General features: G+C 50.4%; 22 protein-coding genes. 8 read left to right on the forward strand and 14 right to left on the reverse strand.

Annotation, left to right across the window (positions count from 1 at the left end; translation table 11 throughout):
* Positions 1 to 3: 3 nt before the first annotated feature.
* Positions 4 to 840, reverse strand: coding sequence for a DUF5777 family beta-barrel protein (locus NATSA_RS01750; RefSeq protein ID WP_210509814.1), 837 nt, complete (start codon positions 838 to 840; stop codon positions 4 to 6).
* A gap of 124 nt (positions 841 to 964) precedes the next feature.
* Between NATSA_RS01750 and NATSA_RS01755 the strand changes: the two genes are divergently transcribed.
* From NATSA_RS01755 to NATSA_RS01765, 3 genes are read left to right on the forward strand one after another with little or no spacing between them, the layout of a single operon-like run.
* Positions 965 to 1,450: a QcrA and Rieske domain-containing protein gene (locus NATSA_RS01755; protein WP_210509817.1), complete on the forward strand. Its 486-nt coding sequence runs from the start codon at positions 965 to 967 to the stop codon at positions 1,448 to 1,450.
* A 5-nt stretch (positions 1,451 to 1,455) separates the two neighbouring features.
* Positions 1,456 to 2,070 carry a YceI family protein gene (locus NATSA_RS01760; RefSeq protein WP_210509818.1) on the forward strand — a complete coding sequence of 205 codons (615 nt, stop codon included), beginning with the start codon at positions 1,456 to 1,458 and terminating at the stop codon, positions 2,068 to 2,070.
* A gap of 53 nt (positions 2,071 to 2,123) precedes the next feature.
* Entirely contained in the window at positions 2,124 to 2,867 is a 744-nt protein-coding gene (locus NATSA_RS01765) for a hypothetical protein (RefSeq protein WP_210509822.1), read from the forward strand.
* 176 nt (positions 2,868 to 3,043) lie between these two features.
* Here NATSA_RS01765 and NATSA_RS01770 read toward each other — a convergent pair whose 3' ends face one another.
* Positions 3,044 to 3,256, reverse strand: a complete 213-nt coding sequence (locus NATSA_RS01770) for a cold-shock protein (protein ID WP_210509823.1) — start codon at positions 3,254 to 3,256, stop codon at positions 3,044 to 3,046.
* 175 nt (positions 3,257 to 3,431) lie between these two features.
* On the opposite strand from NATSA_RS01770, the gene NATSA_RS01775 reads away from it, so the two are divergent.
* Entirely contained in the window at positions 3,432 to 3,911 is a 480-nt protein-coding gene (locus tag NATSA_RS01775; protein WP_210509825.1) for a nucleoside deaminase, read from the forward strand.
* 119 nt (positions 3,912 to 4,030) lie between these two features.
* Here the strand turns inward: NATSA_RS01775 and NATSA_RS01780 are convergent, their stop codons facing one another.
* The 5 genes from NATSA_RS01780 to NATSA_RS01800 all read right to left on the reverse strand — a co-directional run bounded on the left by NATSA_RS01780 (position 4,031) and on the right by NATSA_RS01800 (position 8,924).
* Positions 4,031 to 4,867, reverse strand: coding sequence for a DUF4382 domain-containing protein (locus NATSA_RS01780; protein WP_210509827.1), 837 nt, complete (start codon positions 4,865 to 4,867; stop codon positions 4,031 to 4,033).
* 207 nt (positions 4,868 to 5,074) lie between these two features.
* Positions 5,075 to 6,049 (reverse strand): hypothetical protein, encoded by a 975-nt coding sequence (locus NATSA_RS01785; RefSeq protein WP_210509828.1) that lies wholly within the window; start codon positions 6,047 to 6,049, stop codon positions 5,075 to 5,077.
* Between the two features lie 186 nt (positions 6,050 to 6,235).
* Positions 6,236 to 7,576 (reverse strand): glycogen-binding domain-containing protein, encoded by a 1,341-nt coding sequence (locus NATSA_RS01790; protein ID WP_210509829.1) that lies wholly within the window; start codon positions 7,574 to 7,576, stop codon positions 6,236 to 6,238.
* Positions 7,573 to 8,364, reverse strand: a complete 792-nt coding sequence (locus NATSA_RS01795; RefSeq protein WP_210509831.1) for a glycogen-binding domain-containing protein — start codon at positions 8,362 to 8,364, stop codon at positions 7,573 to 7,575. The genes NATSA_RS01790 and NATSA_RS01795 overlap by 4 nt, the downstream gene beginning before the upstream one ends.
* Positions 8,361 to 8,924 carry an RNA polymerase sigma factor gene (locus NATSA_RS01800; RefSeq protein WP_210509834.1) on the reverse strand — a complete coding sequence of 188 codons (564 nt, stop codon included), beginning with the start codon at positions 8,922 to 8,924 and terminating at the stop codon, positions 8,361 to 8,363. Before NATSA_RS01800 ends, NATSA_RS01795 begins: the two co-directional genes overlap by 4 nt.
* Positions 8,925 to 9,154: 230 nt before the next feature.
* On the opposite strand from NATSA_RS01800, the gene NATSA_RS01805 reads away from it, so the two are divergent.
* Positions 9,155 to 9,430, forward strand: a complete 276-nt coding sequence (locus tag NATSA_RS01805) for an amphi-Trp domain-containing protein (protein ID WP_210509837.1) — start codon at positions 9,155 to 9,157, stop codon at positions 9,428 to 9,430.
* Between the two features lie 33 nt (positions 9,431 to 9,463).
* On the forward strand, positions 9,464 to 9,673 hold the full coding sequence (locus NATSA_RS01810; protein WP_210509839.1) for a hypothetical protein: 210 nt from the start codon (positions 9,464 to 9,466) through the stop codon (positions 9,671 to 9,673).
* 79 nt (positions 9,674 to 9,752) lie between these two features.
* On the opposite strand, the gene NATSA_RS01815 is transcribed toward NATSA_RS01810, so the two are convergent.
* Positions 9,753 to 10,226 carry a peroxiredoxin gene (locus tag NATSA_RS01815; protein WP_210509842.1) on the reverse strand — a complete coding sequence of 158 codons (474 nt, stop codon included), beginning with the start codon at positions 10,224 to 10,226 and terminating at the stop codon, positions 9,753 to 9,755.
* 211 nt (positions 10,227 to 10,437) lie between these two features.
* Between NATSA_RS01815 and NATSA_RS01820 the strand changes: the two genes are divergently transcribed.
* The gene (locus NATSA_RS01820) at positions 10,438 to 12,489 is read left to right on the forward strand and encodes a S9 family peptidase (protein WP_210509845.1); all 2,052 of its coding nucleotides are present in this window, start codon (positions 10,438 to 10,440) and stop codon (positions 12,487 to 12,489) included.
* Positions 12,490 to 12,520: 31 nt separating this feature from the next.
* Here the strand turns inward: NATSA_RS01820 and NATSA_RS01825 are convergent, their stop codons facing one another.
* The 5 genes from NATSA_RS01825 to NATSA_RS01845 form a co-directional block, all read right to left on the reverse strand.
* On the reverse strand, positions 12,521 to 15,034 hold the full coding sequence (locus tag NATSA_RS01825) for a TIM-barrel domain-containing protein (protein ID WP_210509849.1): 2,514 nt from the start codon (positions 15,032 to 15,034) through the stop codon (positions 12,521 to 12,523).
* A 150-nt stretch (positions 15,035 to 15,184) separates the two neighbouring features.
* Positions 15,185 to 16,165, reverse strand: coding sequence for a thiamine pyrophosphate-dependent enzyme (locus NATSA_RS01830; RefSeq protein WP_210509852.1), 981 nt, complete (start codon positions 16,163 to 16,165; stop codon positions 15,185 to 15,187).
* A gap of 97 nt (positions 16,166 to 16,262) precedes the next feature.
* On the reverse strand, positions 16,263 to 17,462 hold the full coding sequence (porA, locus tag NATSA_RS01835) for a hypothetical protein (RefSeq protein WP_210509855.1): 1,200 nt from the start codon (positions 17,460 to 17,462) through the stop codon (positions 16,263 to 16,265).
* 5 nt (positions 17,463 to 17,467) lie between these two features.
* Positions 17,468 to 19,774 (reverse strand): 2-oxoacid:acceptor oxidoreductase family protein, encoded by a 2,307-nt coding sequence (locus NATSA_RS01840; protein WP_210509858.1) that lies wholly within the window; start codon positions 19,772 to 19,774, stop codon positions 17,468 to 17,470.
* Between the two features lie 189 nt (positions 19,775 to 19,963).
* The gene (locus tag NATSA_RS01845) at positions 19,964 to 21,151 is read right to left on the reverse strand and encodes a dicarboxylate/amino acid:cation symporter (RefSeq protein WP_210509862.1); all 1,188 of its coding nucleotides are present in this window, start codon (positions 21,149 to 21,151) and stop codon (positions 19,964 to 19,966) included.
* Positions 21,152 to 21,288: 137 nt separating this feature from the next.
* Between NATSA_RS01845 and NATSA_RS01850 the strand changes: the two genes are divergently transcribed.
* Positions 21,289 to 22,671, forward strand: coding sequence for a YjiH family protein (locus NATSA_RS01850; protein ID WP_210509865.1), 1,383 nt, complete (start codon positions 21,289 to 21,291; stop codon positions 22,669 to 22,671).
* Here NATSA_RS01850 and NATSA_RS01855 read toward each other — a convergent pair.
* On the reverse strand, positions 22,653 to 23,945 hold the full coding sequence (locus tag NATSA_RS01855) for a PP2C family protein-serine/threonine phosphatase (RefSeq protein WP_210509868.1): 1,293 nt from the start codon (positions 23,943 to 23,945) through the stop codon (positions 22,653 to 22,655). The two genes, NATSA_RS01850 and NATSA_RS01855, sit on opposite strands and share 19 nt — an antisense overlap.
* Between the last annotated feature and the right edge of the window lie 219 nt (positions 23,946 to 24,164).

Here is a 24,164-nt window from a genome sequence, read left to right on the forward strand (position 1 = left end):
ATCCTACCTGCTGAACAGTTTCCGGTTAATGTTGAATCCAATTCGTATGTCTCCTTCCCAGAAGCGGTCGTTGTTCTCGGACATGATGAACTGTGCGTTATGCCACTGCGATGCTGCAAGATACACTTGATATGTCAGCTGCTCGGTTTCAAAATGAAGGCCTATGCTCAGGGCATTGCTCGTATTTGAATTCCGGCTCCCCAAAACAGGAGCGAATTCACCGCTGATCCCCGCATCGGATGTTATCAGATATTTCGCTGAAATCCCCAATCCAAAAAGCTGTGACTCCCGGCCTCCGGTGATGAAATTATAATGGGCAAACATGGGAGAAAGCTGAAACCTGAAATCGCCAAGTGACCGGGCTATCATCAGGCTGGTGAGATAGGAAAGCCGGTCACTGAATTCCAGGCCCTGCCCCGAACGCGTATCAATACCAGATGATACAAATAAGGCCGTCTCAAATGGAAACGCGGATAACCGGGATTGTGTAAACAGGGTATATTTCGCATGAAGATCCACCACATTCCGGAATGTCATCCGTCCCAGTCCTGCTGAAAAACGGTCCGTGAATCCATACTCCAGCCCCAGACGGGTATTGGCGCCATCGTCAAGACCGAAAAACCGGTCAATGCCACCGTCCACATGCCCAAAGGTGTGCTTGACGGATAATCTCATGGTGCCGGCATCGGCGCGGTATACGGTTGGCAGAACCACATTGGTATTGGCCCAGAAAATATTCTCATCAAGCTTTTCTCCTGTCACCGCTGATGCTTCCGAATGCGGATGAACAAGGACAAAGATCACAGCAAAAAACACGTATCTCACAGCCACTCCGGTCATAGTATCATCAGGTTTTATCACGAAAGTATCGAACTTATATCTACAGGAACCGATCTACACATTATTTCGTTGTTTATATTACTGCTTTTTAACAACATACCCTTAATAAAAACATGTCTGTGTCATGGAAAAACCTGAAGCAACCAATAATAATTCAATCAGCAGAAAGCAATTCCTCAAAACGGCCGGTTCCGCAAGTTTGTTTGCAGCTTTGGGTATCAGCCTGGCATCATGCGATGTTACTGACTCCAACAATGATGTTGATGACGAAGACACCGATGCTGTAACTATAGAAAACGGTACCGTTGTTCTGGACATCAGTGATGAAACACTTGAGTCACTTCAAAATGAAGGTGGTTTTTTGAGAGTTGCCACGGCCGGCCTGCTGGTTGTAAATGTTGATGGTGATTTGATCCGGGCTTTTTCTGATGTCTGTCCCCATGATGGCTGCCGGGATGAATGGGAGTATGACAATCAGCACTTCACCTGCAACTGTCATGGATCCCGATTCGAAAACGACGGTACGGTGGTTCAGGGACCGGCCAACCGGGATCTGACCGAATACGACGTTTCCCGTGACGGGGACATGGTAACCATCCTTACCGACTAAATATCATGTCACGAACATCAAACTCACTTCGCATTTTTCTGATTCTGACGGCATTTATCGGTGGCAATATCCTTTTTACCCTGCCGGGTCCGGGATTTTCAAATGATATCTACCGGTTGATCGAAGATGAGTCAGAAATGGAAATCAGCGGCCGGACCAACATTCGAAGCTGGAGCGCCAGGGTCGTCATATCAGATTATGACATCAGGTCCGGCAAAAATGAGCGTGAGCTTCCGGTATTCAGTCATTTTACGGTGACTATGCCTGTGGAAACGATCGATTCAGGAAACAGTCGTGAAACCGGCAGTATCCACGAGTACCTGAAAGCAGACGAATATCCCGAAATCACTTTCGAACTGACATCCATGAATAATTTCACGTCCACCAACGGCGCTTACGAAACACTGGCCGAAGGTATCCTGACGGTTGCCGGTATAAGCAGAAATATTGAAGTGAAGGGCACCTTGCAGGCTACAGACGATGAAAGAATCAGGATCACCGGAAGTCATGAGATGAAAATGTCAGACTTCGATGTTGAAACGCCAACCGCATTGCTTGGTGCCATCCGTGCCAGGGATGATATGAAGGTTTCGTTCGATCTTGTATTATCACCTGAATAACGGCAATTTAAATCTGACTGTCCGGTCCCAGGATCCCGACAGCTGAGCACAAGATGACCGAAACTACACGACCGGATACCCTCATCTTCGGGGAAAGGCAGGTTCTCAAAAAATACCGCAGTGATCACGAGATGCACGACTGTATTGCTGTGGCAAAAAGGCTTGAACAATTCACGCCCGGGGAACTCACATTCGGAAATGGTTATCAGGTGACCGTGCTGGTACCCTCACCTGTGGAAACGGATAACGCTGCCGCATCAATGCCACGCGCAGATGCGGTTTCTGTTCAATTCAGACTTCATTACAAAGAGATGCTGGACCTTACAAAAGCCGTTTCCGACTGGTTTGCGTATATACTGGATCAATCGCACACAACAGAAGGCACGTATGCCCTGCACGGTGATTTACATCTCAGGAATATTCTGCTGAACAGCGAAACCAGAACAATTTATATTATCGATCCTTCTGCCAAAGCTGTTAACAGCTCGGTCAATATGGCCTGGCTGGACTTTCAGCTTTTTCTGATGAGCACTGCGATCTCCGTTTTTCCGCGTTACGATCATTTTTGGGTACCCGGGAGAAATTTTCTCGACCGGGTTGAGCCCAATCTGGAGCGGTCCTCTGGCCTGTGGCTGCGGCTTCGATCGCATTTGCAACTGCTCAGATTTTTGATATCCAAATCGATCCGGCAAGGCCGGTTTGCAGAGCTGGGCCAATATATGATGGTATCCGGAATTATTGCCCTTCTTTTGGTTTTCCGCAGTCTCGTTACCCCGGCACCTCACAGTTCAGACTGAGTCGCCGGGTTTTTCTGATGTTTTGAAAACGCAACACTTCCACCCCAAAAAAACTTCAGGTCTCTCACTCCCTTGAATATCGGCCGGTATCTGGTGCAAACCGACCGGTAATCATAAAAAGGGCCGGAAAGGTTTAACTCTTTCCAACCCTTTTGAAAGTTTGTTTCCGGACTATACTAAATCTTGGTTACTTCTTTTGCGTATAATCCTTTTTCCCCTTCATCAACAGTGAATTCAACTTTCTGGCCTTCGTCCAGTGTCTTGAAACCATCTTCATTGATTTCGCTGAAGTGCACGAAGATATCATCGCCACTATCCCGGCTGATAAATCCAAATCCTTTTCCACCATTAAACCATTTGACAACGCCGGTTTCTCGTTCTTCTGACATATTTATACCTTTAACATTATTTGTTGTATCATGTAAATGCTATATATATCTGTTCATTACAACTGATGTTGCTGTAACTGCTAAATACACATAGCGACCTAAAGATTAATGAAATTCTTTTGAATGTGCAATTATATTGATTTCCTTCTGTAAGAAATTTCAGATTTTTCCAAAGATGGATATTGAATTCCTCAAAAAAGCCGCAAAAATTGCCCGTGAGGCTGAAGATAGCGGGAATATACCCGTCGGAGCTCTGATCACATTTGAAGGCAAGATTATCAGCGAGGGGAAAAATGCGGTACAAAATCCTGATTTTCATCCGGGACGCCATGCTGAAATGGAGGCACTTCGCAATGTCCCGGTGCATCTCTGGCCCAAAAGCAGACAGATGACGTGCTATACCACACTTGAACCCTGTGTCATGTGCTTTGGCAGCCTCATCCTCCATCGCATCGGCCGAGTTGTATATGGTGCTGCGGATCCGGAAGGCGGAGCCCGATACCTGACGGAGCATCTCCCCGGGTATTACAGCCGGCGGGAGGTTCCGGAGTTCTGCGGACCGTTGTTGCCTGAGTTGTGTGACCCCTTGTATCTTCGTGCTGCAGAAAAATTTAACAGGCTGATTAATAAAAAAAGCCCAAGAACGCACAAATAAAATATGCGCCCTTCGGCTGTAAATATGCTGCGCTGCAAGCTGCTTCAGTTATGGTATCAGACCATTTTCAGTATGCATCTGCAACCTGCAGCTGTTATCGATGATCCTTGCCGGAATGCCTATTCTGCCGGCTCAAGTTCAATCGTGCCAAGATCCGTTTCTTCACCGGCAAACACTTCCACATCCTCGATAAGTGCTTCGCTGAAATCTTCACTGGCAGGATCTACAGCAACAGTGTAAACATCTTCAGGCAGTCCCATAAGCATAAACTCACCGGTATTCTCTTCGCCGCGGGTAGAGGCTACGGTATCTTCACCGGCAATGGCATATATCCAGGGATCGGCTTCTGCAGGTTCAACAGCCCCGCTTATGATGCCGGTCTCTGCCTGAGTGTAAGCCCGGATGACCGGCTTGAGCAGGTAAGGATACGGCCCCTGAGATTGTCCTTTTTTGACTATGGACCGGGAGGCATCGAAGTCCAGATACACCGTATAAGTAATACCGGCTGTAATTTGTGCATCAATATTCAGCTTCAGTCCTGACTGCTGCGCTGACGGTGTCTGAAGCGGATAGCTTTCTCCATTTACCACCAGTTCATTGTCATCACCAAGAATCAGGCGAATCTGGCGGTAGGTTCCTTCTTCCAGCTCCGCTTCACCCAGCACTTCCTGGGCGCCATTTACAAGTTCGAGCAAATTATAGCGTTCCTGCGGCTCATTGATCACAACCCATCCGGACTCTTCATCCTCCTGATTGTTAACCTCCACTCGCTGAACGTCTATCCAGAGCTCCTCATAGTCACCGGGATTGTCATGAAGTATGACCTCCATCGTGCCCGAACCGTCGGATGAAGAACCGATCCACTGATCACATCCTGTGAATAAAAACAGCATCAAAGCCATCGACATGGTTGTAAATACTGCCGGACGATTCGTTGCTACTTTCTGTCGTTCCATGGTACACCTCTTTGTTTATGTATCTGATTAAAACAACTACTAAATATTTGGGTTATTCGTATGACGCATGAAAAAGAAACTGGTTACAAAAAGAATTGCATTTAAATCCCTCTTCATCTTGAATTACTATTACTACAGCAATTTTCAATGCAATGCCTGGTAATTTCATAGAATTGCGTAATCTATCATGTCAGGTACCGTTATATACTACGGTGAATCCGGAGGTCCGCCGGGCGGATCGTCAGGTGGTCCGCCGGGCGGCTCATCAGGTCTTCGGTCCCGCCCTCTGCCTCTGCCCTCATCACCATCTCCTCCCAAACCGGGTGGTGCAAAACCGGGCGGGCCTCCTCTTACATTTCCCTGAAACAGATTTTTCAGGATATGCTCACTGGGTACACCTTCTTCCATTTGTCTGTTCATACCTCTTGCAATGTGTTCTGCCGGCATTTCACTCCGAAATTTCGCCGACCGGAGGGCATCAGGCAGCTGCTGAATTTCTCCGGCACTGAAGCCTGATTTCAATGCCCGAATCAGAATTATGTTGCTCGATGCCGGATCGTCTCTTGAGGTGGGCAAATCCGGAAAAGCGCGAACAGCAGAAGCTACGGAAGACAGACCGCTTTGGTCGATGACATTTTCACTAATGACATGACTCAGAAAGTTCCTGATGGCATCCTCCCCAATATCCTGCTGCAACGCGTATGATGTGTTTTCCAAAAGCTGATTACGAAGCTGCCTGATAACAATCTGCTCATCCCTGTCACCAAGAGCAGATATAACAGATGATCTGACCCTTTCCTGCTGCATCCAGTCATCTATGATTGTTGCCGATCGATTCAGTCCCTCGGTCATCTGGTTGAGAACATTTCGGATGTTATCTGGCGGAACTCGCTTTGCCATACCTTCCATGGCTTTCTGGAGTACACTATGATAAGGCAGATCAGCTTCAGCGAGCGAAATTGCCGGAGTGAGAAGTTGGTCAAGCTGCTCCGGACCAATCTGCCGATCCCGCGCCCGTGAGATCACCGTTTCCAGCCCATCTGCATCCATACCCGCTTCAACTCCTCGCTGCAGCATCTGACGATATTCATCTGCACCGCGAGCATGCGTGCCACTGACCAAAACAAGGAACAGCACAACCAATGCAGCGAATACCCTTTGCAAATCAAATTTTCCAAACATTCGTTCTGAGATATATCTGTTTTTGAGATTAAAGGATCGCACGTCAGCCTGTATTACATTCCATTTTTCATTCATTGGATGAGCAGAGAGCTCCGATATATTACCTTCGGCTCTTTTCCGATCAGTTTGTTGGCTTTCTGAGTCATAATATTCTGTTCTGATCTGATTTTTCATAGTCTTCTTCGCTCATTCATCGATAAAAACCCTGCCGTTGCGACCACCAAATCCGTCACTCACGGTTTCAGCATTATCTGGAAGCTCAAGCCATTCCAGACTGCCATTATCTTTTTTCCCGATTTTAAATTCATGCGCTCCAATCTGCATATCCAGCTCCGCACGATATTCATTACGTCCGGATTTGATCAGTGGTTCGCCGGGTTCCTCCCAGTCATTAAAATTGCCGGTGATATACAGATCTGCCTGTTCGCTGTACCTGACAGAAATAACGGCACTGCCCGGTTCTGTCGATTTCCATCTCACGGATTTCAGGTCCCCTTTTCTTCTGACATTAACTGAAAAAGGAACCCGAACCCCTGCGGAAACCTGAAAATCGGGTACAATGCGATCGTCCTGACTGCTGGTCCATAACAGTCCGGATACCGTTCCGGTCAGTGTTACACGACTGCTCAGCGGATGCGATACCTGCAGCATCGTCCTGTAAAACTGATCATCGAGTCTGATAACTTCTTCACCAGTTTCATCTGCAGTCTCAAGTATGTCTCCGGAAAAGACCTGCTGATGGGCTCGTGTCATTTCAGAGTGATTGGTCACTCCTGCTTCCGGCAAGGACTGAGCCTCTGTTACAATACCTGCCGCATATTCGGAAGAATAATGCTCAAGTCCGGAACGTAACGTCACTACTGTACCCCGATACAGAAATCTGGATACGGTAACTGTTCCTGTAAATCCATCATTCAGATTTGTGATATTGTCGATTGCAGTTGAAAACCTGGCTTGAATACGCCAGCGAAAGTCCGGCCAGTATTCAAGACCTGATGATATGATGCTGAACCGATCTGATACATCACTGTTATCATCTCCGAAATCACTGACCGACCAGCGTCCGGTTCCGACAGACGCATCCACTTGTAAAAACGGACTTATAAGCCACCGTACCCCCGTTTGAAGCCACCTCATATTTCTGTTGTAATCAGCAGAAATTCCATCAAATCCGCCGGTTGCCTGCAATGAAAGCGTTGAGTATACCTGCTCACGATACGTTGCCGCCACATTGCCACCTAACCAGGCTTCTCTGTCATCAGTAAACTGCAACAAGTTTCCTCCGCCGTAAAGTGAGAGGCTTCGGTCACGACCCCGAATGCGAAGTGACCCACTGGGAGAAAGAGCAGAATAGAGGCTTTTGTATCTGCGGTCCCAGAGGGGCATCCCTGATACGAGGTATGAATTTGTCGCATATCCTCCGGTTGCTGAGAGACTAATGTTGGACTCGACGCGCTGAGCGGAGGCTTTGTTCCATCCAAGTATAATTGCTGCGAGTATCATGGTTGTCAGCAGTTTTCCGATCATAGACTGATTACTGCATTTTTATTGCCAAATCCATCGTCAACAAACCGGTTAGCGAGGGGATCGGTAGCCCAATCCTCTCCGTCTTTTATAAACATGTAACGATGTTCTCCACGAGGCAACGGAATAATGCCCGTCCATGCTACATCACCATTAATATTTTGCCGGTTCAGTTGTATCGGCTCCCAGTCGCTGAAATCACCGGCAACGGCTACGGATTCGGCTTCTCTGTCGACATAAACAAAACGCATCATCACCTGATCTGTGGTTTGTTCGACAATTTGACGGACGGGCATGTCCGGGGCTCTTTGGGGCTCCTGTTCCATCAGAGACATAATCATGACCGGACTCAAAACGAGTATCAGCAATAAGAAGACCGCAACTCCCACAGACCATACCGGGCGCCAGAGGACTTCTCTGGGCTGCCACAAGCTTCTGATTGTCTCAGTCAACCTGTTTAGTACGGTCCGTTTCCGGCTTTTTCCCGGCATATTCACCTGTTCAGATGCTATGCTCTCGCCTGATTTTTCATGAAGTTTCAGGGAATGCATCACTCGGTTTTCAAGATTTTCCGGGTTAAAACCGGGACTGTCGGCAGAATTAATATCATGTTGCACAAATTTGCTGCTTTGCGGTTCACGTGAAAGGTTCTGCCGCAAATGCAGATCAAATTTCAGTATCTGCCTGAGTTCGGGATCGTCGGCAATGACATGCAGTGCCTTCTGCTCTTCGGACTCAGAGAGCTCCCCATCAAGAAAACGCCTCAGCAATTCATCTTTGTTTATAGTCATATCACCTGCTCCAGATAGTTTTTAAGTTCTTTTCTGGCCCGATGCACTCTTACTTTCAATGCTCCAACCGGCACCTTCAGATCACGGGATATTTCATCATATGAAAATCCGTCCCGGTATTTCATTAGAAGGGGCACAATGTACTTATCACTTATTTTTCCCATGGCCCATTCCAAAATGGCCGAAGTGTCTTCTGCGAGTATCGCTTTATCAGCAGAGGCCGAAAGGTCCTCCATGTCTTTTGTGTTATGATCCGGCATTTCAGTGTATATCGTTTGCCGATACTTATTGCGCCGGGTCTGATCCAGGCAATGATTATGGGCAAGCCGGTAAATCCAGGAGGAAAAAGCAGCATTACCTCTGAACTGACCGAGACGCTCGTACACTTTCAGGAAAACATCATGTGCCATTTCTTCAGACTGCTGAGTATCTGTTTCATACCTTCTGACCACATGCAATACCAATGTGGTGTATCGTTGAATGATCACACGATACAGTTCCTTTTCCCCGTCGAGAATGCGGTTGATTATCTCGGGATCCGGCAAGTCGTTCGACTTCATCTGTTAAACTCTGCGATATGCGGGTTGACGGCCTGATCGTGTCATCAAGAGTTATGTATCATTCAACCGTATGACGCACGATCTTGCCGAAAGTTACACATTTGTATGCCTTCCGCTACTATGTGATTAAATCTGTTGCAGAATATCCCGATTTGTATATTTTTACGTGCGTAATTAACGTTTAACCTGATTATCCGGTTACAACTTTTCAACCCTAAATACGGAATATTATGACTCGTGAAGTGCAGCTTTTCAAGAAAAAGGAGCGGCGATCCCTTGCCGAAGCCGCAGATTTTCTGCGCCAGCTTGCCGACAAGGTGGAGAAAGGCAATGTCCTGCTGAAACAAGGAACTGATGAGGTAAATGTGGAATTGCCTGCCAACGTCATGCTGGATGTCGAGTTTGAGCATGAGCAAAAGCCCAAAAAAGGCTTGCGGCATAAACTGGAAATTGAACTCAAGTGGTACGAAGGGGATGACGAATCCGGTCCGCTGGAACTGGGCTGACCCTGGCGCCACGCGGATGATCTATCCGGCCGTATGACAAATATTATTTACTCAATACTGTGGTTTCTTGGCGGTGTCTGCGCTGCGCACTTCCTGTTTGAATGGCTCTACAGCTTTCATACAGAGAACGAGGTGTTTCTCAGTGCGCCCAGATTTGGCATCTACGTACTCATCAGCATCGTTTTTGCCTTTTTCAAGGCTAGCCCGAGAATGCAGGAGAAAGATGAGCTTCTGAACACCTGAGCAGGTATGTCTCCGGAATATATTTCGCGGCCGTGATGCCGGGATAAACGGGATCACCCGGATGGCCCGGATCCGCAGACTAATCAGCCTTCTGTTTTTCCGCTTTTAAGCTCAGTGCCCCGATTACAGCCTCCACATGGCTTCCCATGCGAAAATTATCTTCGTGTGCCAGCAGAATGGTGCGATCGGTATCGATCAGATAGGTAATCCGCCTGGTCAGCATTCCGAAAAGCGTCTGGCAACCATAATTTTCGTGAATGCTCCCGTCCGTATCCACCAGAAGGGGATACGGCAGCTGGTGTTTTTCAATAAATGACTTGTGATCCTCCCCGGAATCTTTGCTGATTCCGGCAACGGAGACACCGCGCGACAGCAAGGTCTCGTAGTTATCCCGGAACGAACAGGCTTGCCTGGTGCATCCGGGCGAGTCGTCTTTGGGATAAAAGAAAAGCACGAGCGGACCGTTTTTCAGCAGTTCCGTGAGGGATGTGTTCCGGCCCTGATGATCAGATAATGTGAATTCAGGCGCCCGGTCTCCGGCAGATAAAGGCATATGTACACCCCGACAGTTTTTTTCGTTTAATGACATCTATCATCGATTATAACCGCCCGTTCCGTCACAACATTCCCTTTTCTTTTTCCGTCAATCCTGTTTATCCTTTACCCTGTGTGACTTATAAGCCCTGATTATTGCACCGGGACAGCCTTGCTGCACCAGGTATTGCAAACATTTCCCATCCAACTATCACCAAATACAATTCAGCATGAACAAACAGGTTCTGTTATTTACACTGTCTTTTTTCGTTCTTACGGGATGCGGCAGCAGTTCTATTGCCGCAAGCGAGCCATCCACGAGTGATGATCATGAAAATAAAAACGGCAACGATGAGCACTGGTCTCCGGAGTATATCGTCGAGAACTTTCGGAACGCCGGAAGCACTGAAATTTCACCCGATGGCGAATGGATTGCCTTTACCGTATCAGAAGCGCGTACGGAAGGAGACAAAAGTGATTATCTGACGCACATTCATATGGTCCGCTCTGACGGGTCCCGCCAGTACCAGCTCACCCGGGGAGATCACTCTGCATCCAACCCCCAGTGGTCTCCGGACGGTCGTTATCTGAGTTTTACATCCGGACGCAATGATGACGGCAATCAAATATGGATGATTGACCCCAAAGGCGGCGAGGCCTGGCAGGTCACAGAGGCGGATGGCAGTGTAAGCAGCTACCGATGGTCCAACAGCGGCAGCCACATCGCTTTCTCCATGACCGATCCGCCGACGGACGAGGAAGAGCAGCGCCGCCGTGAGCGCCGGGACGTCAATGTTGTCGATGAAGACCTCAGATATGCTCACATCTATGTTTTTGAAGTTGAACCGGAGAAGGAAGCTTCGGCAGACATCCGCCGTCTCACAGAAGGCGAATTTCATGTCGGACATTTTGACTGGTCTCCCGATGATGAAACCATTGTCTTCGACCATCAGCCCCGCCCGGGCACCCAGTACTGGCCCGAAACCAGCATCTCAACGGTGCCGTCCGACAGCGGGGCGGTGGAAAAAATCATCGATCTGGGCGGCAGTGACACAACGCCGCTTTACTCACCGGACGGCAACTATCTGGCATTCACCTCGGATAACGGTGATCCCCGCTGGCCCGGTCACTACTACATTTTTGTGATGGATCTGGAGGACGGCTCCTACCGTCAGCTCGGTGAAACATTTGATGATGAGGCCAGGCTGATGGAATGGGCACCTGATGGTGAGTCCATTTACTACACAGAGCTGCACCGGACCTCCATCGATCTGTTTGCCATGCCTGTTGACGGCGGTGAATACCGCCAGATCACCCGGGGCGACGGTCGGTTCACCGGATTGTCGCTGAACGCAGACGGCACCCGCCTTGCCGCCATCCATCAGGATTTTCACAAGTCACCGGATGTGATTGTATCTGATGAAAGTGATTTTCAGCCTGACCGGCTGACCGATATCAACGAGGGATTTGAACTCACCGAACTTGCCCGTGCTGAAGTCATCATCTGGGAGTCGTTTGACGGACTGGAGATTGAATCTCCGCTTATTTATCCCCTTGATTACGAAGAAGGTAAAACCTATCCGGTTATTCTGGATGTGCATGGCGGCCCGACCGGAGTGTATGGCGAAAGCTACCTTGCTTCATCATTTGCCCCGCTTCAGCAGTTTGCCGCAGAGGGCTATTTTGTGCTCAGGCCCAATTTTCGCGGTTCGGGCGGATACGGCAGGGAATTCCGGTTTGCCAATGTTTCTGACTGGGGATACGGCGATCTTGAGGACATGAAGGCCGGAATTGACTACCTGGTGGAACGCGGAATGGTGGATGAGGAGCGTCAGGGAATAATGGGATGGTCCTATGGCGGATATATGGCTTCATTTGCGATTACCAGGACCGACCGGTTTCAGGCGTCCATCGTGGGTGCGGGCGTCACAAATCTGATCAGCATGACCGGCACCGCCGACATCCCCGGTTTCCTGCCAGACTATTTCGAAGCGGAGTTTTGGGAAAACTATGATCGCTTCAAAAAGCATTCGGCCATTTTCAACGTCGAAAATATAAGCACACCAACGCTTATTCTTCATCCGGAGGAAGACGTCCGTGTCCCGCCGACGCAAGGCTTTGAACTCTACAACGCACTCAAACGCCTGGATATAGAGACGCAAATGGTAACCTACCCCCGTCAACCTCACGGAATCCGGGAACCGAAATTCCGGATCGATATGGTGGAGCGGCAGATCGACTGGATGAACCGGTACCTTAAGCAGGAAGAGTCCGGCGAGTAATCCCGGCCGTTGGGCAGTCCTGCCCTTCCGGTTAAAATTTCAATGTCAGCACATTCCGACCCGACTCAAGCAGGAATGTGCTGACTTCCAGTATTTTGCTCTCCGGATCATAGGAAAAACCTGTCTCCTCTCCGTTCAGTACGACGCTATCCGGATTCGCCGGAAAATTGGACGCATGCAGCGATATTTCTGAAAACCCGTCTTCATCAGAAAACGCATCGCCGGTTTCGGTTTCAAATGTTATGGTCACCTGCCGGCCGGTGTCATCATCCCCGGCCTCCGGCTCAACGCCAATCAGCAGCTTCTCATACATATCACGACCAAATGCATCCCTGGTCAGACCGTCATCGTGATAGATTCTGGTCTCATACCCGGAGGCACCTGCATCGAAAAAGTATTTCAGGGTGAGATGTTCCACGCTGTAATCTTCCGTGGATTGCACCAGGTCCGCCAGCGGAATGACTGCCCCGCCCCTGACAAACGTCGGAATCCGGTCTTCTTTTGCCGGTATCCAATGCCGCTGGCCGCCCTCGTAGCACTCGCCAGTGTAAAAATCGATCCAGTTCCCCGTATCGGGCATGTATGCGGGCACCTCTTTTTTGCCCTGGCGCAGCACCGGAGCTGTGAGAATATCATCACCGAAGAGGTAGGTTCCGGAGACCCGGTAAATGGCATGGTTATCCGGCTCCTCAAAAAAGAGCGGACGCATGAACGGAATACCTGTTTGTGTATTCTGAAATGCCGCAGTGTAAATGTACGGAAGCAGCCGGTAACGCAGCTCAATAGCTTGTTTTGACAGCTTCATCGCTTCCTCACTCCGGAAAACCGGCTCGGAGGGTATCTCATCCTGCGCGTGCGGACGGTACACGGGCTGAAACACACCATACTGCATCCACCGGACATACAGCTCATCATCCACCACGTCACCGGCAAACCCTCCCAGATCGGAGTGCAGATACGCGATGCCCTGCAGGCCCATTTGCAATGAAATCTCGGGCTGCGGCTTCAGCCCGCCCCACGTCCGGCTGACGTCACCGGTCCATGGAATCATGCCGATGCGCTGAGAACCGGAATACCCGGCCCGCATCAGAATAAACGGACGTTTGTCAGGATAGTGCCGCTCATAGCCTTGGTGGATCAGCTTTCCCCACTGGTGTCCGTAGATATTGTGCACATCCCTGGCCGTGCCGCCGTGATGACGCACCCAGTCGGGGTGGACTTCCGGCTCGCCAAGGTCACCCCACCATCCGTGAATACCATAGTTCTCCTTCAATTCCTGATAGATATTCCAGAACCACTGTTCACCTTCGGGCTTGAACACGTCGATGAGTCCGGTCTCACCGAAAAAGAAGTCGTAAACAGCCGGGTTGCCAAGGGTGTCCAGGGCTAGGACTTCTTCTTCGACGACTTCATCCCACCTGTCTGAGGTCGTCAGTACGAAAGGTTCGGTGATCAGAACCGTCCTGACACCGGCCTCTTCGAGCTCACTCACCATTTGGGCCGGCTCGGGGAAGGTCTCTTCTTCAAATGCAAGATTTCCCATCGTACCCTTCATTTCCTGGCCAAACCAGTACAGATCCAGAATAATCGCATCAAGCGGAATTTCTTCTTCATGATATCTGGCAGCCGTCTCTTTCACCTCCTCCTGCGAGCGGTATCCGAACCGGCTTGCAAAGCTGCCGAAAGTCCACCGTGGCGGCAGCGGCTGGTGGCCGGTCAATTCGGTGTAATTTTCGATGATCTTTTCCCACCGGTCACCGGCAATGATTTGATAGACCTGGCGGCCGGAGTGCGCTTCAAATCCCAGGGTTCCGTCGTTCTGACTGTCCAGATCAAGATAACCTGTTGTGGGATTGTCGAAATGAACGGCATACATACCGGATGAGAGCACCATGGGCAGGGTGTAGTTGATCAGCTCCGACCGGGTTTCGTAACCGAAGTGCGCGCGGTTGTAGAGTTCGAGTCTGTGTCCCCGCCGGTCCATACCCAGCGCGCGGGACCCGCCGCCCATAAGCATCTCGGTTTCGGAAATGCGGAAGTCCACGCGGTATCCGTCGTCATCTTCATTTTGCACAAAGCCGTCGTGTTCCTGCAGAATCCTGTCACCGTCATAATAGAACGAAAAGCGGGCATCGGGGATGTGGTAAATCACGCTCACCCCGCTGGTATGCAGCTGGATGCGCTCATCATCCTGCTCGACCTGCACAGCAGGATGCCGCGGTTCCATTACGACCGCATGTGACTGATAGCGGATTTTTTCCTGTTTCTCCGGTGGCTCGGCCGGATCATCAGAAGCATCGTCATCCCCGTCCGTACCGACTTCCTCCTCCATCTTTCTGATCGCCGCCATTTCCGATTCAGATCCGGAAGGCAGAAAACCCACTTCCAGAATTTCCTGAGAATAGAACTGAAGTTCGTAGATACCCGCTCCCGTCCGGAAATAATAGGTATCATCGCTTACTGTGAACTCAAGAAGCTCATCGTCATCATATTCGGTCAGCATCAGCGCCGGCTCAGCGCAGGAGATCAACAGCCAGCTGCTCAAAAAAAAGGTTAAAAACAGAGTGTAATATGAATGCATGGGGTACGTCAGCTAAAAATGACAATAAGTTTTGGTTGCAGAATCATCACGTCTCAGTGATGAATCAAAGAAGAGGCCAAGATAAGAAATCGATGCTTCAGCCGGAACGGACTATCACACTTTAGATACAGTTTGCTTGCCCATCAGTTTTTCCCACTGCTGATCTACCTGCATCTGGATGGCGTTGAGCATCTCCTGATTTTTTCCGGATGTCTCCCTGGTCTGATTCCCGTTGGCATGTGCCCCTGAATCCTGGCCGGATGCCGGCGCCCGGCTTTCCGAACCGTCACTGTACAGATGGGCAAAACGTCCCTGTCTCTTGAGGTAATCATCCACAGGCAGGTTCTTTTGCGGAAAATAGTTGATTTCTATACCGCCGTTCGCGGATTCAAAAAGCGGGAAAAAGCGGGTCTCGACAGCAATCCTGGCAAGTTCGATGGATATGGCAGGTTCGTGCTTGTGTCCGGGCGGACAGGGCCCGTCCACCATCAGAAAACGGAACCCCCGGGCTTCTTTCGCTTTTTCCAGCTTGCGCTGAAGATCTCTGAGAAAGGCGGGCGAGGCTGTTGCAAAATAGGGTATGTTATGCGCCTCAATAATTTCCATAACATTTTTAGCCGGTGTGGCCTTGCCGGACGGATCGGTGGTGGTCCGCACGCCGGAGGGGGTTCCGGCGCTGCTCTGAACTCCGGTATTCATGTAGGCCCCGTTGTTATTGCAAATGAACAGAATATTTTCCTCCCGGGATGCCGCACCGGATAATGCCTGCAGCCCGATATCGAATGTGCCTCCGTCTCCGGCAAGCACTACAACATTGGTTTCCTGCTTGCCCTGACGGTCCAGTGCATGCCGCACCCCCGTTGCTGTAGCAGCAGCTGCGGCAAACAGGGTATGCACTACCGTACCGTTCATCAGATTCATCGGGCTGGGCCCGGCAATTATGGAAAAACAGCACGCCGGAACCACATACACCGTTTCCGGACCCATCACATTGGAGACATATCTGGCCAGCAGCGACCATCCGCACCCGCGGCAGCTCAGCGCTCCTTTGCTGACCTGTTCCCCGGTTATGATAAAATCGGTATCGGGTTTCATGTGTTTAAATGTTTGGATTTATATCGTCCGATGTAATACCATGACCGTGTTTAATCATGAGCCTGTGTGACCCGGCGATAGCCCGGTTATGTTCACATCATTGTATCCAGTTAATTTCTTCGGTGTCCGGTGAGGAGTAGTCGATATCGAGAATGTTCCGGATGGTCTGCGGTGAAACATCTCGCCCGCCCAATCCGGCATACACGCCGAACAGTTTCCTGTCCGTCTTGCACATGGTCTGCCTGAGCTGCTGCAGCAACGCCCCTTCGCGGTCGGCCGTATAATTCCGGTCAACGGCCACCACATTGCAGTCTTTGGCTGTCCGGTCCAGCGCTTTTCGCACCGAGTCTTTGGGGAACGGCTTGAAAAGGCGGATTTTAAGCAGGCCCGTATCCTCATGGTCTGCAATGACCTGTCTTGCCGTTGTAGTGATCGAAGACATGGTGACCAGAACGGTTTTGGTCTGAGGCCCGATATTCACTGCCTCCACAGCTCCGTAATTCCGGCCGAAAAATTGCTCAAATTCCCGCCCGACGGCATCGGTTTGCTCCTCAATCCGGCACATCTCTTCCCAGTGCGCACGGTTGTAGGTATCATATTTGGACGGGTCAACCAGCCCCCCAAAAGATTTGGGATCTTTCGGATCAACGCGGTCGCTGGTCCTTCGCTCATGCGGACAAAAATCATCTACCAGCTGCTGTTCCGGCACATAGACGTTTTCGCTTGTGTGGCTCAGATAGAATGCATCCAGAACGACCATCACCGGCATATTGCTGCTTTCGGCAATTTTGTATGACTGGATGATGGTATCGAGCACTTCCTGGGCGCTTTCGCAGTAAAATTGAATCCAGCCGGTATCTCTTTGGGAAATGGAGTCGGTCTGATCGGCCCAGATATTCCACGGATAGGATGGCCGCCCCACATTGCAGGCAACGATGGGAAGCCGCATATGAGCGATGGCGTGGAGCACTTCATGAGCATAGAGCAGGCCTTGTCCGCTTGTGGCGGTAAAAACCCTCTCTCCAACCAGTGAAGCGCCCTTCAAAGCAGCAAAAACGGAATGTTCGCTCTCCATGTTGACACAGGTGGCATCGAACTCCTTGCGGGCGATCATGGCGTTGATCTCCTCGATGATAGAGGTTTGCGGTGTTATCGGATACGCCGTCACGAAACTGACACGGCAAAGCCTGGCGGCAAGCGCGGCGGCGGCATTGCCTTTCAGCACTTTTTTCACATGCCGGGATGCAGGACCCGGCCCCGTTTTTCTCTGTTTCTCAATCGCTTCAAGCTGTGACATAATCATCAGCCTCCCTCTGAAGTAAGGTCATAGTCAATAGCGGAACACGGGCATTCCCGAATACAAATGCCGCATCCCTTGCAGTAGTCGTAATCTATCCGGAGCCGGTTCTCTTCATCGATGAAGATGGCGGCGTCGGGACAGTAATTCAGGCAGTTGCCGCAGTTGAAACAGTCGCCACAGTGCAGGCAGCGGCCGGCTTCCGCAACCGCAGTTTCTTTTGAGAGTCCGCGTGCCACTTCCCGGAAATCACCGAACAGGTTTTCGGGACGTTCTGCGGGTGTGGGATTGCCCGGCGTCGGCAGGTAGTAGGCAAAATTGATGTCATCCGGGGTGGCGATGCGGGTGCCGTTCTTCTGCTTTTTCCAATTCTGACCGGCTAACCAGGCCATAACTTCATCTGCGGCATCATTGCCGCTTCCTATGGCTTCGGCCACGGTTCCGCCCCAGGCCATATCACCGGCGCAGAACAGTGCGGTGCCGGGGTCATCATCATCAAACAAGAGTCTGCCCTGGGCGGGTTTAACCTGCCGGCCGGCAAAGGCATGGCCATCGAAACGCTGTCCTATTGCCTTGACAATATGATCGATAACGACGGTGGTTTCAGATCCTTCAACGGGCACCGGTCTCCTCCTTCCGGATTGATCGGGTTCACCCAGTTTCATCCTTTGATACGTCATTTCAAGCCGGCCGTCGGTGCGTTTTTTCAATCCGGTTGGAGCCGTAAGGAACTCAATAGCAACTCCTTCGCGAATAGCCTCTTCCACTTCATGGGCAATCGCCGGCATTTCATTCCGGGTACGACGGTAATAAATCGTGGGTCTGGCTCCGAGCCGAAGTGCTGTTCTTGCGACATCAATGGCCGTATTGCCGCCGCCTACAATGGCAGTTTCGTCGCTGGGACGTATGCTGACAGGCAAGCCGTTCTGACTGAATTTGATTTCACGGAGGAATGCAATGCCATCAATAACCTCAGCATCGTCACCCAGGTTCATATCCGTGCCAACATGGGAGCCGACAGCCGTGATAATTACCGGATAGTCAGGCGCAAGCTCATCAACGGTCACTTTGCGGTTTAGTACAATCTCCACGCCCTGCTCTTCGATCATTCTGATCTCCCGGTCAAGTACATCGTCGGGCAGACGAAACAGGGGTATTCCGGACCGCATCATCCCGCCGGCTTTCGGCATCGCTTCGAAAACCGTCACGGCGTACCCCTGAGTGCGAAGGCGCAGTGCGGCGGTCAACCCGGCAGGACCCGATCCGATGACCGCAATTTTTTCTTTTTGCGTTACCGGAAGCTTTTTGTGGGAAAAAGAGCGGTTCTGATCGCCGATGAAGCGCTCAATGGCACCAATGTTGACTTCGCCGTCGAGATTGATCCGGTTGCAGTTCTGCTGACAGAAGTGAGGGCATACGCGTCCGCAGATTGCAGGAAATGGATTGTGGGAGTAGATTGTGCGGTAAGCATCTTCAAATTTTCCCTCTGACGCCTGGGCCAGGAATTTTCGTACGTCGGTCCCGGCCGGACAGTCGTTCGAACAGGGCGGAATGATACTGGTGTATTTCGGCGCAATAACCCGCCAGCTGCCGGTTTTGTTGAGCGACATCGGTTTGTTCCAGTGCGGAACGACCGGGCCCGGACTTTGGGAATCTGTTTTCAGCGATGTTGCCGATCCGTTGGTTTCAATGGCGGGATCACCGTTTTTTTTGGACAGCTGCCGCGCAAAATCATCGATTGTGAAAGACCCTGGCATAACGACCTGGCCAAAGGCGATACGTGCTGACTCGACATTGGCATCCGGTTTCGAAGGTACCTCCTGTGCAATAATCGCTTCGGCCTGCTCAATATCTGCTCCCAGTATTTTCAGAACGGCACCGGTCATGGCCGCATTGACAATCGGCAGTGACTTGCTGCCCAGCCGGTTGGCCACGGATATACGGGTGGCGGGCACCGTGCATACATGTGCGCCCGCGATTTTAAAATGTTCGGGCGGATGATCACTGTTGATCAGAATGACCGCGTTTTCCGAAATCCCGCCGGTAATCGCCTGCTGATCCATCAGCCCTTCATCAAAGACGACCACCAGGTCCGGGTGATAAATGTAACTGCGGTTCTGTATCGGTTCGGGGGAAACCCTGAGATACGCCTGAATGGGTGCACCAGTACGCTCAACGCCAAAAAACGGAAATGCCTGCACCTCCAGATCATAGCGATAGCTGCATACTTTTGCGAGAATTTCGAAAGCGGTAACCATTCCCTGGCCACCTCTTGCGTGCCCTCTTATGTCAACAGATGATTTCAGATCCACCTTTTGGTCTCCGGTTAGTCAAAAGCGGATGGCAGTTTTATATTCATACTATACAGTACAGGAAATTTCATCTAAAAACAAGTTCATTTGCGGCATAACGGTCTTCAAAAGCTCATTTAAATTAACAAAAAAGCGCTTTTAGTATTCTCCGCCATACGGTTGCCCCTGCATTTCAGAACATGCCCGTTTTTACGCTTCCCGGGCCGGCTGCTCTGCTTCCGGCTTGTCGGACCACGAATCAATAAGCTGCGAAATGGCCCCGTCTCCGGTCACGTTGCAGGCGGTGCCGAAACCATCCTGAGCCATGTACAAGGCCAGCATCAGCCCCTGCTGTGCTTCGGTGAAACCGAGGATTGAGGACATCAGTCCCAGGGCGGCAACAACGGCTCCTCCCGGCACACCCGGAGCTGCGATCATGGTCACCCCGAGCAGGATGATATAGGGAAAGAAGTTTGTAAAATCAGGGGTTCCGCCGTCGAGCACCACAACAGCAACCGAGCAGGCAACAAGGGTAATTGTGCTACCCGCAAGATGGATCGTTGCCGAAAGCGGGATCACAAATTCGGCAATGCGCTCCGATACGCCGTTGGACTTTGCGCTTTGAAGGGTCACCGGGATGGTGGCGGCGCTGGACATGGTGCCGAGCGCCGTCGTGTAGGCCGGCAGCATGTTTTTGAGTGATTTCAGCGGATTTCCGCCGACACGGCTGGCTGCAATCGAAAACTGAATGACAAGATAGCCGAGATGCATCAGAATGATCAGAACAAATACCCGTGCAAACACCGAAAGCGTTTGAAAGGCTTCACCTGTGGCAGCCATATCCGCAAAGATACCCGCAATATGAACCGGCAGCAGCGGAATGATCACTTTTGTGATGACCAGCACAATGATTGACCGGAATTCCTCCACGAACTGAAACATGGTGGTCTGCTGCTTTTCATTCTTCAGGAAGTTAATTCCGAGACCGAATATGAACGCTGTCACCAGCGCTGTCATCACGCCCATGATCGGTGGAGTGCTGATTTCGATAAAGGGTACCAGCCCCTCCGCATCCGGATCACCGGCCGCCCCGTGCGTAATAAACTGGGGTATGACAACGAGAGCGATGAAAAACGCGGCTATACCTGCCAGGATGGTGGACACATAGGCGAGTCCGGCCGTTCCGGCAAGCAGGCGTCCGGCTTTTGCCCCGAGCTCGGCAATTCCCGCCACAATGAAACCTATGATAATCAGCGGCACGATATACCCCAGAAACTCTCCGAACAAATGGGTGAAGGTGTACAGGATACGTCCCGTCCACTCCGGCAGATAGAGTCCGATGAGAATTCCGGATATAATTCCTATAATCAATCTTGGCAGCAGGCCGATATGTTGCATCACATTACTAATTTTTCCGGGATTTGTTTTTTGTAACTGTCAGTGATCACTCTTTCCAATGATATCCTTCTTGACCAGACAGCCCGTAATATATACCTTTCCGCAATTCCGCAATACACCTGCACGAAATCGTTCTTATGACATCCAACCCGGCCGGTGATCAAAAAGAGCCCGACTCTGAACTGTTCACCACTCGCAACTTCCTGATTTTTTTGCTGCCGTCACTGGTCGGCATTGGCATGTTTCTTATTCCATTCACATTTGACGGGTCGATCAATGTCGGCATGGGAATACTTGCCGACCTCCTTATGTCACTGCTGGGAAGGTCACTTCCCGCCATTGCGGTAATCATTTTCTGGATATCGAGTCTGATTACTGTTTTCGTGAAAACAGCACGTCCCGACTGGGCTGAACAGGGCCCGTTTCACGAAATGTTCCATGTCGGACCGGTCTGGCTTGCCATGAGGCTGGCAGGTACGCTTCTTGCGACACTGACTCTCCTGCAGACCGGACCGGAGTTCATAACAGCCGATATTACGGGCGGACTCATGCTGAATGAGCTCATTACCGTCCTTCTTGCTTTCTTTCTTTTTGCAGCCATTTTCCTTCCCTTTCTTGTCGATTACGGTTTCATGGAATTTATCGGCAGTCTGGTGCGCAAGCCATTCCGGCTGATATTCAATCTTCCCGGCCGCAGTGCCATTGATGCTACGGCATCCTGGTTCGGATCGGGTACGGTTGGTGTTCTGATTACCATGCAGCAGTACCAAAACGGGTATTACAGCCGGAGAGAATCGGCGGTCATTGCCACAAACTTTTCCGTTGTGTCCATTGCTTTCAGTCTGGTGATTATCAATTTCGTGGATCTGAACCACATGTTTCTGCAGTATTACGGCACGGTAGTGGTTGCGGGAATTATCGCGGCTGTAGTGCTTCCCCGCCTGCTTCCGCTATGTCACAAACCGGACACCTATTACGAGCCGGTGGGGCAAAAACTGGTCGAGGAGAAGCTGTATCAGACAAATATTTTTATGGATTCGCTGTTCAAGGCCATGGCCCGTGCCAAAAAGGCGCCGGGACCCGCCATGCTGCTCCGGAATTCCATGCTGAATGTCGCCGATATCTTCTTTTCCCTGCTGCCGCTGGTGTTCGCGATCGGCATTTCGGCACTCATTCTGGCGGAATTCACCCCGCTGTTCATGTGGCTGTCCTACCCGATGATCCCGCTGCTTCAGCTGCTGCAAATTCCCGAAGCACATGCCGCGGCTCCGGCCACGCTGATCGGTTTTGCCGACATGTTCATTCCGGCCGTGCTTGCAGCCGGCATCGAAAGCGATCTCACCCGGTTTGTTATCGCCGCACTGTCGGTAAGTCAGCTGATTTACATGTCCGAGGTCGGCGCGCTCATCCTGAAATCAAAGATTCCGCTTAACCTGTGGGAGCTTATCCTCATTTTTATCCTTCGCACACTGATCACCCTGCCGGTCATCACCATCATGGCTCACTTGTTATTTTTCTGAGGTTCCGGCTTCCGGTATTCACCGTTCCCGTCCTTTGAGCGCCGGATCATTACCATGGTGATATCATCATGACGTGCCTGTGCACACGTAAATTCATCAATTTTTGACTGCAGATGTGCCAGGCCTTCGCTTGATGATTCTTTTCGGACAGCCTCAGCCAAAGACTGATTCAGCCGCTCCAAGCCAAACAGTTCACGCTGTTCATTCATAGCTTCATTTACTCCATCCGTATAAAGGAACAGGACATCACCTGATTTCAGTGCAACAGAATCCGAGTTGTAATTCACTCCGGCTTTCACCCCGACGGGCAGCCGGACATCCTGCACGGAAAGTTCACACACTTCCCCGTTACTGTAAAGTAACGGCGGCATTTGTCCTGCATTGGTATAAGTGAAAGTTCCGCTCCGGGAATCCAGTATTCCAAAAAGCATTGCGATAAACATTCCCGGATCTGTTTTCCTGCACATCGGGGAGTTCACAGAGCCCAGTATGTCCTCTGTTTTTTTATCCCGGGCAGATTGGGCATGAAGCATACCACTGAGCATGACAGCGGTCATGGCGGCCTTCATTCCTTTTCCGCTGACATCTGCTATCGCAAGGCCCAGTTTTGACCGGGTATCGTCCAGCCATATATAGTCAAAATAATCACCGCCAACCTCTGTTGCAGGAATGCAGAAACCGGCAATATCAAATCCGGACATTGCTGGTGCTTCTGACGGCATGATACCCATCTGCATTTCTCTTGCCGTTTCAAGTTCGTTTCTAAGCCGCTCGCTTTCAACATGAATGCGATAACTATCCTTGAGATTCAACCGCATGGTGTAGTAGGAAATGGAAAAAACTCCTGTTGCCGCAATAACGGCGAACAGAACGAAAAGCTGAATGATGGAATCGGAAAAACTGAACGCGAATTCAATCGCAGGAAAAAACAACCCGTGTGCCCATTCACCAAACCATTGCAGATTAACCATTGCTCCGGAAAACCCGATGAAAGCAAACAACATACCGACTGCCTCCTGAAACAAATTTCTCAGTGTCCTGATATGTTTCCAGATGGTAATCCGAAAAAGCGCGACCATAGCCAGAATGTGAAGAAAAACAAAATAACTGTAGATCACATGTAACAGGAACAATTTTCCGGTTCCGCCAGGTAGTTCGCTATAAGCACCCACACTGGCCAGCCAATTGACAATTGCTAACGTTGTCGCAATAATAAACCAGATCAGCCCCTCTTTCGCTAAAGGCGTTTCTTTCAGAGGATATGGATGGGTCATATGTTAAGGTACTGGTTTCTTCCGGAAAAGGTTATATATCGTTTATTGCGCGATGTCCCGCACGTATCCGGGACCAGATTAGCCGGAAGGCATGAAACATGCCAAAGCTAATTACATTACAGTTACTTTACTATTTAAAATATTTTGACCAACTTATTCTCTTGCCGACACCAATGGATCAATATATCTTAACCGACTGCCTCCCTGATATTAACTCAT

Origin of the sequence: Natronogracilivirga saccharolytica, assembly GCF_017921895.1 — a bacterium.
GTDB classification, from domain to species: Bacteria; Bacteroidota; Rhodothermia; order Balneolales; family Natronogracilivirgulaceae; genus Natronogracilivirga; species Natronogracilivirga saccharolytica.

Bases quoted from the DNA above. Each gene is read 5' to 3' on its own strand.
- NATSA_RS01750 (WP_210509814.1), bottom strand. From the start codon at position 840: ATGACCGGAGTGGCTGTGAGATACGTGTTTTTTGCTGTGATCTTTGTC.
- NATSA_RS01810 (WP_210509839.1), top strand. From the start codon at position 9,464: ATGACAAATATTATTTACTCAATACTGTGGTTTCTTGGCGGTGTCTGC.
- NATSA_RS01795 (WP_210509831.1), bottom strand. From the start codon at position 8,364: ATGACTATAAACAAAGATGAATTGCTGAGGCGTTTTCTTGATGGGGAG.
- NATSA_RS01765 (WP_210509822.1), top strand. From the start codon at position 2,124: ATGACCGAAACTACACGACCGGATACCCTCATCTTCGGGGAAAGGCAG.
- porA (WP_210509855.1), bottom strand. From the start codon at position 17,462: ATGTCACAGCTTGAAGCGATTGAGAAACAGAGAAAAACGGGGCCGGGT.
- NATSA_RS01790 (WP_210509829.1), bottom strand. From the start codon at position 7,576: ATGATCGGAAAACTGCTGACAACCATGATACTCGCAGCAATTATACTT.
- NATSA_RS01830 (WP_210509852.1), bottom strand. From the start codon at position 16,165: ATGAAACCCGATACCGATTTTATCATAACCGGGGAACAGGTCAGCAAA.
- NATSA_RS01785 (WP_210509828.1), bottom strand. From the start codon at position 6,049: ATGTTTGGAAAATTTGATTTGCAAAGGGTATTCGCTGCATTGGTTGTG.
- NATSA_RS01850 (WP_210509865.1), top strand. From the start codon at position 21,289: ATGACATCCAACCCGGCCGGTGATCAAAAAGAGCCCGACTCTGAACTG.
- NATSA_RS01805 (WP_210509837.1), top strand. From the start codon at position 9,155: ATGACTCGTGAAGTGCAGCTTTTCAAGAAAAAGGAGCGGCGATCCCTT.
- NATSA_RS01755 (WP_210509817.1), top strand. From the start codon at position 965: ATGGAAAAACCTGAAGCAACCAATAATAATTCAATCAGCAGAAAGCAA.
- NATSA_RS01845 (WP_210509862.1), bottom strand. From the start codon at position 21,151: ATGCAACATATCGGCCTGCTGCCAAGATTGATTATAGGAATTATATCC.
- NATSA_RS01815 (WP_210509842.1), bottom strand. From the start codon at position 10,226: ATGCCTTTATCTGCCGGAGACCGGGCGCCTGAATTCACATTATCTGAT.
- NATSA_RS01760 (WP_210509818.1), top strand. From the start codon at position 1,456: ATGTCACGAACATCAAACTCACTTCGCATTTTTCTGATTCTGACGGCA.
- NATSA_RS01770 (WP_210509823.1), bottom strand. From the start codon at position 3,256: ATGTCAGAAGAACGAGAAACCGGCGTTGTCAAATGGTTTAATGGTGGA.
- NATSA_RS01820 (WP_210509845.1), top strand. From the start codon at position 10,438: ATGAACAAACAGGTTCTGTTATTTACACTGTCTTTTTTCGTTCTTACG.
- NATSA_RS01780 (WP_210509827.1), bottom strand. From the start codon at position 4,867: ATGGAACGACAGAAAGTAGCAACGAATCGTCCGGCAGTATTTACAACC.
- NATSA_RS01855 (WP_210509868.1), bottom strand. From the start codon at position 23,945: ATGACCCATCCATATCCTCTGAAAGAAACGCCTTTAGCGAAAGAGGGG.
- NATSA_RS01800 (WP_210509834.1), bottom strand. From the start codon at position 8,924: ATGAAGTCGAACGACTTGCCGGATCCCGAGATAATCAACCGCATTCTC.
- NATSA_RS01775 (WP_210509825.1), top strand. From the start codon at position 3,432: ATGGATATTGAATTCCTCAAAAAAGCCGCAAAAATTGCCCGTGAGGCT.